This is a genomic window from Aeromonas sp. 160P, from assembly GCF_055193095.1.
In genome coordinates, this window is the sequence record NZ_JBUXKV010000001.1 from 1,071,542 (window position 1) to 1,084,246 (window position 12,705).

The following is a 12,705-nucleotide window of genomic DNA, read 5'->3' on the forward strand; positions in this document are numbered from 1 at the left end:
GTAGAAAATGTCGCAATCGGTACATGGTCATGAAGTGATGGAGATGATGCTGGAGCAAGGGGGGCAATTTAGCCGTGCCAGCCTCAAGCAGGCGATGGCAGAACGGTTCGGGGCTGATGCGCGGTTTCATACCTGCAGCGCCAGCGAGATGGATGGGGAGGCATTGATCGACTTTCTGGCCGCCCGCGGCAAATTTATCGACTCGGCCGACGGCTTCCAGACCCGCGCCGACAAGATCTGCAACCACGGTTGACTCTCCTGCGGGCGCATCATGGCGCTCGCTGAATTCTTCGCCTTTTGCTATATTTCGCCCCCTCTCTTTTCCCTATTCAAGGCGTAGCCAGGGCGTTGTATGGATACTTTCTCTGCCGCAGTCATGCTGTTTCTGATCATGGATCCGCTGGGCAACCTGCCGGTGTTCCTCTCTATCTTGCGTCATATCGATCCCAAGCGGCGGCGCAAGGTGATGATCCGCGAACTGCTCTTCTCGCTGGCCATCATGATGCTGTTCCTGTTTGTCGGTCAGCAGATCCTCGGTTTCCTCAACCTGCGACAGGAAGCGGTCAGCATTGCCGGCGGTATCATCCTGTTCCTGATCGCCATCAAGATGATCTTCCCCAGTGAAGGGGGCGTCACCGGGCTGGCGGCAGGTGAAGAGCCCTTCCTGGTGCCGATGGCGATCCCGATGATCGCCGGTCCCTCGATCCTGGCCTCCCTGATGCTACTGGCCAATCAGGAACCCGCCCGGATGGTGGACTGGTCGCTGGCACTCTTTATTGCCTGGGCGGCCAGCGCGGTGATCCTGATGTTCTACGAGGTATTCAACAAGCTGCTGGGTGAGCGAGGGCTCACGGCGGTAGAGCGGCTGATGGGCATGCTGCTGGTGATGATCGCGGTCCAGATGTTGCTGGATGGGGTACATCACTATCTTTCGGTGACCGCCATCCCCTGATCCTCGTGGCCCGACGCTGGCTGGAGCTGACTCATGATTTGGGTCAGCAGCAGCTCCCGCAGCCAGCGATGGCCCGGATCCTCGCTGTGGCGCTGATGCCAGATCAGCAGGTGGGAGATGCTGTCCAGCCCGATGGGCAGCGGTAGCTGCAACAGCGGATAGACCTGGGTGGCGTTGCGGGCGTACAGCTTGGAGAGCGTCACTATCATGTCGGAGTGCATCCCCATCCGTAGTGCGGCCTCGAAGGAGGGGACAGTGGCCTCGATGCGGCGGTAGAGATCTTGTTCTGCCAGCTTGTGGTCCAGCATCCAGCGATCCCGCCCCTCGCAGTAGGTCTGCACATGGGGATAGCTGAGGTAGTGATCCAGATTCCAGTTGGGCTCTCGCAAAGCGGGATGGTGCTGCTGTACCAGACAGGTGAGATCATCGACGGCCAGCAGTCGCTGGCAGATGTTGCCGGGCAGGGTGTCTAGCCGGTAATCGGAGCTGATGCAGTTTTCCCGCACCGCGAAGGCGATATCCACCTGCCCCTGACTCATCTCGGTCAGGCTGGTTTCGGTCCACTCCTCATAGCGCAAGCGGATCCGTGGTGCCTGCCGTTTCAGCTCACTCAAGTACAGTGGTGCAAACAGGGTGAAGGCGCTGTCCATGCTGGCGATGACGAACTCCCGCTCCGAGCTGGCGGGATCGAACTCGGGCGGCTGGATCAGGTTGTCCAGCGACAGCAAGATGGGTTGCAGCTGTTGTTGCAGCGCAAGGGCGCGGCCGGTGGGTTCCAGCCCGTAGGCGGAGCGGATGAAGAGGGGATCATTGAAGGTATCGCGCAGGCGGCCGAGGGCTTTGCTGACGGCGGACTGGCTTAGATGAAGGCGGCGCGCTGCCTTGCTGCCGTTGCGCTCTTCCAGCAGCACTTGCAGGATAATCAGCAGATTGAGGTCGATGCGACCCAGTTGTTCCAGTAGCATGATATGAATCCCATTCAATTCTAAGATGAATTTATACCATTTGTTTTCATATCTTGGCGATCTTATCCTCGAATGGTCTCAGGTTCGCATGAACCACTGGTACAGGATGTAGCGGTTGAGGGGACACGTAGCACAATCAATATGGCGACCTTTGGGTCGCCCTATTTTTTGGCTCTGATTTATTTGCTCACTTGCGCCCGCCTTGATTTTGCCCAACAATCCCTGCGCTCTATTTTGATACAACTGATAGATATCTCTTTGTGAGGGAGTATCCCTATGGGACTCGGTGGAATTCATATCTGGCATATGTTGATCCTCTTGCTGGTAGTCGTGCTGGTCTTCGGCAGCAAACGTCTTGCCAGTGCGGGTGAGGATCTGGGTACCGCTATCAAAGATTTTCGCAAGGCGATGCGTGACGACGCAAATAATCCGAAATAAGCAGTAGGAGTAGAAAATGTCTGTAGACGAAAAAGTAGAACTGAACGAAACCTGTGACAGCTGCGGCTGTTTTGCCGAGATCGGCACCATCATAGGTGAAGGTGATGAGGTGATGGAGCTGGCGATTGAAGCTGCGACCGAAGCTGATGCCCGCGCCAAGCTGGCAGCCTATGAAGCACTGGCCAAGCAGGTCACTGCCGAAGCTCAAGTGAGCAGCGAGCTGGGTCAGGGTGCCAACGGGGTGATCCTCAAAGCCCGCCTGCAGTTTACCTGCACCGCTGAAAAGCTCATTTTTGAGCTGCGTGCCCGCTCTATCTGATTAATGTGATAACACGGCAGCACAGCCTGCCGTGTTGACCCTTCTGCTGTGGGTCGCCGTTCTATAGTTACTCTATCCCACAGACGTTTTTGCCCGGCGCGAGTCGGCCAACAGAAGGCGTAAACATCATGACGCAGCGATGGATCTCTGCCCCCAATCCCACCTTCTATAGTGATCCTTGCTGCCAACAAGCAGCAGGAGTGACGTCAGCGCTGAGGCGGCCATCGTGATGGGGCGCTGGATCTGGGCTCTGCTGGCTCTCTGCTGTTTTCCCCTGCTGGCGGCCGATCTCAAGCCACAGCGTCTGCCCCAACCCGGGGATCTCGAAAGTATTCTGCAAAAGCGCGAACTCAGGGCTCTGGTGGTCTATGAGCGCGGCTTCTATTTTCTCGATCGTGGCTCCCAGTACGGCATCCTGGTCAATCAGCTGCAAGGGTTCGAGCGCTGGTTGAACAAGACCTATCTCGCCAAGGAGAAGGTCAAGCTCAAGGTGGTCTACATCCCGGTGCGTCAGGACAAGCTGCTGGACTATCTGGCCGAGGGGCGTGGCGATCTGGTGGCGGCGACCATGACGGTGACCCCGACCCGGCGTGAACAGGTGGCCTTCTCCCGGCCGCTCATCTCCTCCATCGAGGAGTGGGTGGTGAGCCAGAAGGGCCTGCCCGCCTTCAGCCGCATTACCCAGCTCTCCGGCCGTCGGGTCTGGGTGCGGGCCAGCTCCAGCTACTACGAGAGTCTGCGTCAGCTCAACTGGCTGTTTCGCGAGCTGGGGCTGCCCCCCGTCTATATCGAGACGGTGCCGGAATATCTGCAGGATGGCGATCTGCTGGAGATGGTAGCCGCTGGCATTATTCCCCTGACGGTGACCGACAGTTACAAGGGGCGGATCTGGCTGGGGGGGATGATCTCCGGCCTCAAGGCCCACAAGCTGGTACCGCTGCGCAGCAATGGCGCGAGCGCCTGGGCGCTGCGCAAGAACAGTCCCGAGCTGCTCAAGGCGGTCAACGGCTATCTGGCTAGCGTCAGCAGTCACAGTCTTTACAGTGACATCACCTTACGACGGTTGCTGGTTCACAGCGATCAGATGAGCAATATACTGGCGCCGGATCCCATGGGGCGACTGGCGACCATTCGCAAAGTACTGGAGAAGTACGCCAATCAATACGATCTCGATTGGCTGATGCTGGCGGCGCTCGGCTACAAGGAGTCCGGCCTCAATCCCAAGGTGCGCTCGCACAAGGGGGCCGTGGGCCTCATGCAGCTGCTGCCCAGCACGGGGCGGGAGGTCGGCATCAACGGCGCCAAGCTGACCACGCTGGAGGGTAATGTGGAGGCTGCTTGCCGCTACATGCGGTTGATCCTCGATACTTACTTCAATGATCCCAAGCTGGATCGGCTCAACCGCCACCTGTTTGCCCTCGCCGCCTACAACGCGGGGCCGAACCGGGTGCAGGCGCTGCGGGGCAAGGCGGAGAAGCTGGGGCTCGATCCCAACGTCTGGTTTGGCAACGTGGATCAACTGGTGGCCAACGAAGTGGGGCAGGGGCCGATCAACTATGTCGGCACCATCTACAAGTACTACGTGGCCTATCGTTTCAGCCTGCCACAGATCGAGGGCAAGGCTGCCGCTATCGAAGCGGCGCAGCCCTGAGCCGGTTGACCGGCAGGGTCGCCTGCACGGTCGGCAACTGCCAGCCGCCGTCCCTGTGTTGCAAAAACCAGTGAGCGGGGCTGGTGGCCGGGATGAGATCTGGCTGGCTGAGCTGGCCCAGATAGCGCAACATCGGGGTATCATGCAGTTCCATCAGCAACTCCTTTTGAATATGTGAAGAGGCTCGCCAGCGTTATGACACCCGGCCATGACAGCAGGATGACACCATGATCCCCGGATCCTTTGCCCTGATCGATGATCCCCAGTTGGCGCTAAAGGTGCGCTGCCACTGGATCCGCCATGCCCGCGAGCGGATCCAGGCGCAGTACTACAGCTGGGAGGAGGACAGCAGCGGCAAGCTGCTGCTGAGCGAGCTGCTCCACGCCGCCCGCCGTGGCGTCAAGGTGCAACTGCTGGTGGATGATCTCTATGCCGGTGACAACCGCTTTCTGGAGATGGTGGCCCACTACCCGGGGATCGAGGTGCGGCTGTTTAACCCCTTCTGGCTACGGGGCTGGCGCCCGCTGGCGCTGCTGCTGGAGGGGCTGCTCAGCTTTCGCCGCATCAACCACCGGATGCACAACAAGCTGCTGTTGGTGGATGGCAAGCTGGCGCTGATTGGCGGCCGCAACATCGGCGATCGCTACTTCGGGCTGGATCTGCAAGCCCCCTTCGTGGATCTCGATCTCGCCTGTCAGGGTGCCCTGTGCCAGCAAATGGCGCATGGCTTCGAGCAGTTCTGGCACAGCCGCTGGAGCCACCCCATCCGCCATCTGCTGCGCCGCGAGCTGCTGCCCGCCGAAATTCAGGTGGTCAACGACTTCCTGTTCACCATGACGGATCCGGCGGTGGCAAGGGTCTACGATCTGCCCGCGGCGCTGTTCGACGAGAGCTATTTGCCGCTGCAGTGGCACGAGGGGCGGGCCGAGGTGTGGTTCGATCGGCCCGGCAAGGGGCTCATCTCTCGCCCCGTCACCGCTCGCCAGCTGTGGCGCCAGTTGGCTGACAATCCCGGCTCGCTGGGGTTGGTGACCCCTTACCTCATTCTCACCCGTGGATTTCGCCACCGTCTGGCGCGGCTGCGCCAGCAGGGGGTCGCCATCGACATTCTCACCAACTCGCTGGCCAGCACCGATGTGCCGCTGGTCTATGGTGCCTATCAGCGCTATCTCGGCTGGTTGCTGCGCCAAGGGATCCGGGTCGCCGAGTTTGACCATGGCCACGGCAGCCTGCACGCCAAGCTGATCCTGCTGGGGGAGGAGCGGGCGCTGTTTGGCAGCCTCAACCTCGATCCCCGCTCGCTGTTTCTCAATACCGAGCTGATGCTGCATCTGCACTGTCCGCCGATCTGCGAGGCGCTGCGAACGTGGTTGGCTCGCTGGCAGGAGCAGGCCGGCGGATCGCCGCGCAAACCCGAGGGGTGGTCAAGGCGGCTGATCGCTCGCCTGAGCGACTGGTTGCCGCTACGGCGCTGGTTGTGAGGCAGCTATTTTTTGTGCGAGATCTCGCAAAGCCTTGTAAGCCATTGCAGACGACCCTTGCGGGTGAATAACCATCATTAAGGCTATCTAGCTGTTTTATAACAAGTTAGTAGTGATGATAAGGCTGTTTTTTGTACTCGAATGTGAATGGAATAGGCATAAAAACGTTTTTTATTTTGTTTTTCTGCGTAATATTTCAGTTGCAAGGACAAACACGGCGGCTTGTCTGCTGTGTGGACGAAGGTTGTTACGGGTTGCTGGCCACTTGCCTCGCTGCAATTGGCGCGCACTTTAGATGGGTCGCGAACTATCGGAAAGTGAAACAGAGACCCAGCGCGGCCGGACTCCAATATGGAACATGCTATTTGCGAGGGGGTGACATGGAAATGTCACCCCACTTTTTTTGGCCGCGCGCCACCGTTGCGCTTTCGCCATGACTGTCGCCTATCGCAAGCGCCACAGAGGGCAAGGCAATAAAAAGAGGGCCGCACTGGCGGCCCACGGTCTTATCGACTCGCTGCTTAACCGGCCTTGATGCTGCGGCGACGCTGCAGCCAGACGATCGCTCCAAACAGCAGGAAGCCCGGGATCCACATCCACTCCTTAGTCCAGCGTTCGGTCGGCGCCTTGACGGTGAGGAGCTCCTGATCGAACTCCAGCCCCATAGTGGCGGCCGGGCTGCCAAAGGCGACGTTGTCGATCAGCGTCTTGCCATCCTGCTCATAGAGGCTCAACCCCAGGTTTGCCAGCCGCTCCTCGCCATCCGCCCCATCCGGTACGGCGACCAGCAGGGTGAACTTGCGCGGTTTGCCCACCGCATCTTCACCGAGGATCCGCAGCCGCAGGGTGCTCTCCGCCTCCACTTCACCCATGGTTTTTGCCAACTCGGCGGGCGGGGTAACCCGATAGGGATCGTGCACCATGTCCATCCAGAAACCGGGACGGAACAGGGTAAAGGCGACCAGCAGCAGCAATACGCTCTCGTACCAGCGGCTCTTCACCAGGAACCAGCCCTGGGTGGCGGCGGCGAAGATCAGCATGGCGATGGTTGCCACAATGAAGATCAGCACCCCGTGGGCAAAGTCCACGTCGATCAGCAGCAGGTCGGTGTTGAAGATAAACAGGAACGGCAGCGCCGCGGTACGCAGGCTGTAGTAGAAGGCGGTGATCCCGGTCTTGATGGGATCCCCCTTGGAGACGGCGGCTGCCGCGAAGGAGGCCAGTCCCACCGGTGGTGTTACGTCCGCCATGATGCCGAAATAGAAGACGAACAGGTGCACCGCGATGAGCGGCACGATCAGCCCGTTCTGTTGCCCCAGCGTCACCACCACCGGCGCCAGCAGGCTGGAGACGACGATGTAGTTGGCGGTGGTGGGCAGCCCCATGCCGAGGATCAGGCTTAGCAGAGCGGTCAGCAGCAACATCAGCAGCAGGTTGCCCATGGAGAGAAACTCCACCAGATCCGCCAGCACCAGACCGACCCCGGTCTGGGAAACAGCACCGACTATGATTCCTGCAGTGGCGGTGGCAATGCCGATACCGATCATGTTGCGGGCACCGGCAACCAGCCCTTCCCGCAGATCCGCCACGCCGTCTGAGACGGAGCCGTAGTCGTGCTTGCCATCGCTGCGCAGCCAGTTGAGCAGCGGGCGCTGGGTCAGCAGGATGAGCACCAGCATCACGGTGCCCCAGAAGGCCGACAACCCCGGAGATAGACGCTCCACCATCAGGCACCACACCAGTACCACCACCGGCAGCATGAAGTGCAGGCCGGAGAGCAGCACGGCGCGGGTATCGGGCAGTTCGGTGAGTGGCTTGTCGGGATCTTCCGCCGCCAGCGGTTCGTTGCTGGCGGCGATCTTCAGCAGCCCCAGATAGGCCAGCGCCAGCAGCAGGCTGATCCCCGGCAGGGCGTAGTCACCCAGCACAGGCTTGAGCCAGCCGAGGCCATAGTAGACCGCCAGCGACAGGCCGCTGATGAGGGTGGCGCCGAAGGCAAAACCGGTCAGACGGCGCAGCCAGGGCTTGGGCTGATGGCCACCGATGGGCTGCATGCCCAGTTTCAGCGCTTCCAGATGGACGATATAGAGCAGCGCGATATAGGAGATGGTGGCAGGCAGGAAGGCGTGCTTGATGATCTCCACATAGGGGATGCCCACGTACTCCACCATCAGGAAGGCGGCTGCCCCCATCACCGGTGGCATGATCTGGCCGTTGACCGAGGAGGCCACTTCGACCGCCCCCGCTTTCTCGGCGCTGAAGCCCACCTTCTTCATCATCGGGATGGTGAAGGTGCCGGTGGTCACCACGTTGGCAATCGACGAGCCGGAGATGAGACCGGTCAGGCCGGAGGCGACCACTGCCGCCTTGGCCGGGCCGCCGCGCAGGTGGCCGAGCAGGCTGAAGGCGAGCTGGATGAAGTAGTGACCGGCACCGGCCCGCTCCAGCAGGGCGCCGAACAGCACAAACAGGAACACGAAGCTGGTGGATACCCCGAGGGCGATGCCGAACACCCCTTCGGTGGTGATCCACTGGTGGTTGGCCAGCGCGGTGAAGCTCACCCCACGGTGTGCCAGCAGCCCCGGCATCCAGGGGCCCGCCAGACTGTAGACCAGAAAGGCGATGGCGATGACCGCCAGTGCTGGCCCCAGCGCGCGGCGTGCCGCTTCCAGCAGTAGTGGCAGACCGATACAGGCGGTCACCAGGTCGGCGGTGGTGAGGGTGCCGGGACGCAGCGCCAGCGCTTCATACATCACAAACAGATAGGCGGCGGCACCCGCGGCGATCAGGCCGAGGGCGATATCGCCGAGGGGTACCCGATCTCGCGGCGAAGAGCGAAATGCCGGGAACACCAGAAAGGCCAGCAACAGGGCAAAGGTGAGGTGAATGGAGCGGGTTTCGGTGTCATTGAGGACGCCAAAGCCCACCATGAAGGGGAGCGGTGAGGCGATCCAGAGTTGGAACAGCGACCAGGCCAGCGCCAGGGTGGTGATGATCCAGCCCAGCGGGCCTAACGGCAGACGAGCGCCCACATCCTGGGCGATCAGTTCCTCGGTAGAGAGTTGTTTATCTTGCATAGGGTTAACTTGTGCCAACGAGTACAACAAGAGCGACACCCGCCTCCGCAATCAGGCGGCAGACGGGTGTCGAGGAGAGTGACAAAGGCCCCGGGGCCCGAAATCAGAGCCAGCCGCGCTCTTTGTAGTAGCGGGCAGCCCCTTCATGCAGCGGAGCAGAGAGACCCACCTTGATCATGTCGGCCTCTTTCAGGTCGGCAAAGGCAGGGTGCAGGCGCTTGAAGCGTTCCAGGTTGTCGAATACCGATTTGACCAGTTGATAGACCACTTCGGGATCGGCCTTGGCACTGGTGGAGAGCACCGCTTTGCCACCAATGGACGGGGTGGGCTTATCGCTGCCCTTGTAGATGCCGCCCGGGATCTCGGCCTTGCTGTAGTAGCTCTTCTCGGCCAGCAGCTTGTCGATATCCGCGCCGGTCACCGGTACCAGTACTGCGTCTGTGGTGGTGGAGGCTTCCTGAATGGCGCCGTTCGGATGGCCGACGAAGTAGCTCATGGCGTCGATGTTGTTGTCCCCGAGGGCGGAGGCCTGTTCGGCCGGTTTCAGCTCGGAGACCAGACCGAAGTCACCCTTCTTCCAGCCCTTGACCGCCATGATCTCTTCCATGGTGTCACGCTGGCCGGAGCCCGGATTGCCGATGTTGACCCGCTTGCCTTTCATATCGTCGAAGCTGGCGATCTTGGCATCGCGGCGCGCCAGAATGGTGAACACCTCACTCTGCAGGGAGAAGACGGCGCGAATGTCATCCATGGCCCCTTCGGCCTGGAACGGCGGCAGCCCTTTCATCGCCTTGAACTGGTGGTCGGACTGCATGATGCCGAAGTTGAACTCACCGCTGCGGATGCCGTTGACGTTGGCAACACCGCCGCCACTGGCCGGGGCATTGCACTTGATTTGGTGATCGGCGGCGCCGCGATTGAGGAAGCGGCAGATGGACTGGCCCGCCACGTAGTAGACGCCGGTCTGACCGCCGGTGCCTATGGTCACGAAGCGCTCCTGCGCTTGTACCGGACCACCGAATGAGACACCGACCAGAGCCGCCGACAGGGCGCACGCCAAAGTTAATCCTTTCATTTTTTCTCCCTTTTCTTTGATTTTGTTTATCCGTTCCCCGGATAAATTGATGGCAACCCCGTTCTGCGCCGGGCTTGCCCGCTCTTCTCGTTGCGCGAAAGCGGGGGCGTTGATCACCCCTTTCCGGCAGTCACCCTTCATCCTGTGGTGAGGCTACTAACCTCCTGTCGGGCGAAGATAAATTGGCCCCTGAGGGGCCAAATAAAAAGTTGCAAGCACTCCGATTAAGCACATTCACCCAACATAAATCAAACGAAATGGCAAAATCACGGAGTTAAATCTTGAGAAACATGACCTCGATCATTCATTTTCTAGCCGAAGATTAATTTGATATAGAGGGAAATGGAAGAGGGAAAAACTACGGGAGGATTCTTATGCGGCCCTTGCGTGGCAAGGGCCGGAGTCATGATGGATCAGTTGGCCGGGGTGGCCAGATCCAGGATAAAGGCGTATTCCAGCGCGATATCTTCGTAGGCTTTGAAGCGGCCCGACTTGCCGCCGTGGCCGGCGTCCATGTCGGTATTGAGTAACAACTTGTTATCATCCGTCTTCAGTTCGCGCAGCTTGGCGACCCACTTGGCGGGCTCCCAATACTGCACTTGCGAGTCGTGCAGCCCGGTGGTGACCAGCAGGTTGGGGTAGGCTTGCGCCTTCACCTGATCGTAGGGGCTATAAGCTTTCATGTAGTCGTAGTAGCGCTTCTGGTTCGGGTTGCCCCACTCGTCATACTCCCCGGTGGTGAGGGGAATCGACTCGTCCAGCATGGTGGTGACCACATCGACGAACGGCACCTGTGCTACCACGCCGCGATAGAGCTGGGGCGCCTGATTGATAACGGCCCCCATCAGCAGGCCACCGGCACTGCCCCCCATGGCGTAGACCTGATCCTTGGCGCCATAACCCTGGGCGACCAGCGCTTCGGTGACATCGATGAAGTCATTGAAGGTGTTCTGCTTGTTCAGCAGCTTGCCATCTTCGTACCAGTGACGGCCCAGCTCTTCGCCACCACGGATATGAGCGATGGCGTAGACGAAGCCGCGGTCCAGCAGGCTCAGGCGCGAGCTGCTGAAGTCGGGATCCATGCTGGCGCCGTAGGAGCCGTAGCCATAGACCAGCAGCGGATTCTTGGGCGCATCGGCGTGATCTTTCTTGAACTTGTCCTTGCGATAGACCAGCGACACCGGCATCGATACGCCATCGCGGGCGGTGACCCAGAGTCGCTCGCTGGCGTACTGGTCGGCCTTGAAGCCTGCCACCGGCTGCTGCTTGAGCAGGGTGCGCTTGCCGCTCGCCATATCCAGCTCATAGGTGGATGAGGGGGTGGTCATGGAGGAGTAGCCGTAGCGCAGGGTGCTGGTATCGGGCTCAGGATTGTAGGCGAGCCAGGTGACATAGGCGGGATCGTCGAAGGCGATCTCCTTCTCGTCACCGCTCTGCCAGTTGATCTGGCGCAGTCGGGTCAGCCCCTTGCTGCGCTCTTCCAGTACCAGCCAATCCTTGAACAGGGCGTAGCTTTCGAGCAGCACGTCCGGATTGGGGGCAATGACCGCCTTCCAGCGATCGACCGGGCTCTCCTTGGTCTCATAGAGGCCGAAGTTCTTGCCGTCCTTGTTGGAGCGGACATAGAAGCGGCCACGGTAGTGATCCAGGCTGTATTCGTGATCCACCTGACGGGGCAGAAACAGCCGTGGCCGCTGACTCGGCACGTTGGCATCGATCAGCCGCACTTCGCCGGTGGTGGTGCTGGAGAGGGCAATGACGATGAAATCTTCCGAGGTGGTGGCGTAGAGGCTGACGTAGAAGGAGTCATCCTTCTCCTCGTAGACCAGCTGATCCTTGGCCGGATCGCTGCCAAGCTCGTGGCGATAGACCTGATAGGGCAGCAGGGTCTGCGGGTGCTTGCGCACGTAGAAGACGGTCTTGTTGTCGTTGGCCCACACCAGATTGCCGGAGGTGTTTTCCAGTTTGTCGGTGGCCCACTGGCCGCTCTCCAGATCGAGGAACTGGATCTGGTACTGACGGCGGGAGAGGAGATCTTCCGCCACTGCCAGCCAGCGGTTGTTGCGGCTCACCTCAAGTGCGCCGAGGGCGTAGAACTCGTGCCCTTCAGCCCGCTGGTTGCTGTCGAGCAGCAGGCTCGCCTGCTCGTCGCCGAGCTTGGTGCGCGAATAGATCCCGTACTCCTTGCCCGGCTCATAGCGGGTCTGGTAGCGGTAGCCGTTCTTCACATAGGGCACCGACTCATCCTGCTGGGGGATGCGGGCGACCATCTCTTTGTAGAGCTGTTCGCGTAGCGGTTGGGTCGGTTTGAGCATGGCCTCGGTGTAGGCGTTCTCGGCCTCAAGGTATTGCAGTACTTCCGGCGCCTGACGCTGGTCGTCGCGCAGCCAGTAGTAGTTGTCGATGCGGGTATCCCCGTGCTTTTTCAGGGTGTGGGGATGTTTGGCGGCCACGGGCGGCTGGATTGGATGTTCGCTTGTCAGCATGGCGGGCTCTTCATTGGCATAAGTGGGGGGGAGAACTGTCAGAAAGGCTAGCAGCAGAACTCCTCGGGAAAAGGTAAACATGTCGCATCCTTGGCGCTGGAAAGGGTTGGTAGACCTGAGCATCGGCTCCATGAATTGGCGTTAAATCTGCCCCTTGTTGCCGGTGGTTGCAAGCAATCCCTTGTTATTGCAGGAAATGTAATCAAAAAAAGCCGCTATCTCGCGATAGCGGCCCTCTTTCTGGCCATGAGCGGCAAGAGT

The 12,705-nt window shown here is 60.1% G+C and carries 11 protein-coding genes; 6 read left to right on the forward strand and 5 right to left on the reverse strand.

Annotated elements, in window-relative coordinates:
• The first annotated feature begins 7 nt into the window (after window positions 1-7).
• Together ACY8FN_RS05105 and ACY8FN_RS05110 are read left to right on the forward strand one after the other, a co-directional pair.
• Window positions 8-253 (forward strand): YecH family metal-binding protein, encoded by a 246-nt coding sequence (locus ACY8FN_RS05105; RefSeq protein ID WP_068978315.1) that lies wholly within the window; start codon window positions 8-10, stop codon window positions 251-253.
• 99 nt (window positions 254-352) lie between these two features.
• Window positions 353-952, forward strand: a complete 600-nt coding sequence (locus ACY8FN_RS05110; protein WP_042019740.1) for a YhgN family NAAT transporter — start codon at window positions 353-355, stop codon at window positions 950-952.
• Here the strand turns inward: ACY8FN_RS05110 and ACY8FN_RS05115 are convergent.
• The gene (locus ACY8FN_RS05115; RefSeq protein WP_463099391.1) at window positions 925-1,917 is read right to left on the reverse strand and encodes a LysR family transcriptional regulator; all 993 of its coding nucleotides are present in this window, start codon (window positions 1,915-1,917) and stop codon (window positions 925-927) included. The two genes, ACY8FN_RS05110 and ACY8FN_RS05115, sit on opposite strands and share 28 nt — an antisense overlap.
• 276 nt (window positions 1,918-2,193) lie before the next feature.
• Here ACY8FN_RS05115 and tatA point away from each other — a divergent pair, with 276 nt between their 5' ends.
• From tatA to ACY8FN_RS05130, 3 genes are all read left to right on the forward strand, one after another.
• Window positions 2,194-2,355 (forward strand): twin-arginine translocase TatA/TatE family subunit, encoded by a 162-nt coding sequence (tatA, locus tag ACY8FN_RS05120; protein WP_101316691.1) that lies wholly within the window; start codon window positions 2,194-2,196, stop codon window positions 2,353-2,355.
• A gap of 16 nt (window positions 2,356-2,371) precedes the next feature.
• The gene (locus ACY8FN_RS05125) at window positions 2,372-2,674 is read left to right on the forward strand and encodes a YfcZ/YiiS family protein (protein ID WP_101316693.1); all 303 of its coding nucleotides are present in this window, start codon (window positions 2,372-2,374) and stop codon (window positions 2,672-2,674) included.
• Between the two features lie 229 nt (window positions 2,675-2,903).
• Window positions 2,904-4,325 (forward strand): MltF family protein, encoded by a 1,422-nt coding sequence (locus tag ACY8FN_RS05130; protein WP_101316695.1) that lies wholly within the window; start codon window positions 2,904-2,906, stop codon window positions 4,323-4,325.
• Here the strand turns inward: ACY8FN_RS05130 and ACY8FN_RS05135 are convergent.
• Window positions 4,303-4,479 carry a hypothetical protein gene (locus tag ACY8FN_RS05135; RefSeq protein WP_463099392.1) on the reverse strand — a complete coding sequence of 59 codons (177 nt, stop codon included), beginning with the start codon at window positions 4,477-4,479 and terminating at the stop codon, window positions 4,303-4,305. The two genes, ACY8FN_RS05130 and ACY8FN_RS05135, sit on opposite strands and share 23 nt — an antisense overlap.
• Before the next feature lie 73 nt (window positions 4,480-4,552).
• On the opposite strand from ACY8FN_RS05135, the gene ACY8FN_RS05140 reads away from it, so the two are divergent.
• Window positions 4,553-5,806, forward strand: coding sequence for a phospholipase D-like domain-containing protein (locus tag ACY8FN_RS05140; protein ID WP_463099393.1), 1,254 nt, complete (start codon window positions 4,553-4,555; stop codon window positions 5,804-5,806).
• A gap of 521 nt (window positions 5,807-6,327) precedes the next feature.
• On the opposite strand, the gene ACY8FN_RS05145 is transcribed toward ACY8FN_RS05140, so the two are convergent.
• The 3 genes from ACY8FN_RS05145 to ACY8FN_RS05155 all read right to left on the reverse strand — a co-directional run bounded on the left by ACY8FN_RS05145 (window position 6,328) and on the right by ACY8FN_RS05155 (window position 12,525).
• A complete protein-coding gene (locus tag ACY8FN_RS05145) occupies window positions 6,328-8,883 on the reverse strand; it encodes a TRAP transporter permease (RefSeq protein WP_463099394.1) in 2,556 nt (851 codons plus the stop codon).
• Window positions 8,884-8,986: 103 nt separating this feature from the next.
• The gene (locus ACY8FN_RS05150) at window positions 8,987-9,958 is read right to left on the reverse strand and encodes a TAXI family TRAP transporter solute-binding subunit (protein ID WP_303845927.1); all 972 of its coding nucleotides are present in this window, start codon (window positions 9,956-9,958) and stop codon (window positions 8,987-8,989) included.
• A gap of 413 nt (window positions 9,959-10,371) precedes the next feature.
• Window positions 10,372-12,525, reverse strand: coding sequence for a S9 family peptidase (locus tag ACY8FN_RS05155; RefSeq protein WP_463099395.1), 2,154 nt, complete (start codon window positions 12,523-12,525; stop codon window positions 10,372-10,374).
• Window positions 12,526-12,705: the final 180 nt, after the last annotated feature.

What these genes read in the sequence shown, in the direction of transcription:
- ACY8FN_RS05130 (WP_101316695.1), top strand. Translation starts at nt 2,904, where the DNA reads ATGGGGCGCTGGATCTGGGCTCTGCTGGCTCTCTGCTGTTTTCCCCTG.
- ACY8FN_RS05110 (WP_042019740.1), top strand. Translation starts at nt 353, where the DNA reads ATGGATACTTTCTCTGCCGCAGTCATGCTGTTTCTGATCATGGATCCG.
- ACY8FN_RS05115 (WP_463099391.1), bottom strand. Translation starts at nt 1,917, where the DNA reads ATGCTACTGGAACAACTGGGTCGCATCGACCTCAATCTGCTGATTATC.
- ACY8FN_RS05150 (WP_303845927.1), bottom strand. Translation starts at nt 9,958, where the DNA reads ATGAAAGGATTAACTTTGGCGTGCGCCCTGTCGGCGGCTCTGGTCGGT.
- ACY8FN_RS05155 (WP_463099395.1), bottom strand. Translation starts at nt 12,525, where the DNA reads ATGTTTACCTTTTCCCGAGGAGTTCTGCTGCTAGCCTTTCTGACAGTT.
- ACY8FN_RS05135 (WP_463099392.1), bottom strand. Translation starts at nt 4,479, where the DNA reads ATGGAACTGCATGATACCCCGATGTTGCGCTATCTGGGCCAGCTCAGC.
- ACY8FN_RS05125 (WP_101316693.1), top strand. Translation starts at nt 2,372, where the DNA reads ATGTCTGTAGACGAAAAAGTAGAACTGAACGAAACCTGTGACAGCTGC.
- ACY8FN_RS05105 (WP_068978315.1), top strand. Translation starts at nt 8, where the DNA reads ATGTCGCAATCGGTACATGGTCATGAAGTGATGGAGATGATGCTGGAG.
- ACY8FN_RS05145 (WP_463099394.1), bottom strand. Translation starts at nt 8,883, where the DNA reads ATGCAAGATAAACAACTCTCTACCGAGGAACTGATCGCCCAGGATGTG.
- tatA (WP_101316691.1), top strand. Translation starts at nt 2,194, where the DNA reads ATGGGACTCGGTGGAATTCATATCTGGCATATGTTGATCCTCTTGCTG.
- ACY8FN_RS05140 (WP_463099393.1), top strand. Translation starts at nt 4,553, where the DNA reads ATGATCCCCGGATCCTTTGCCCTGATCGATGATCCCCAGTTGGCGCTA.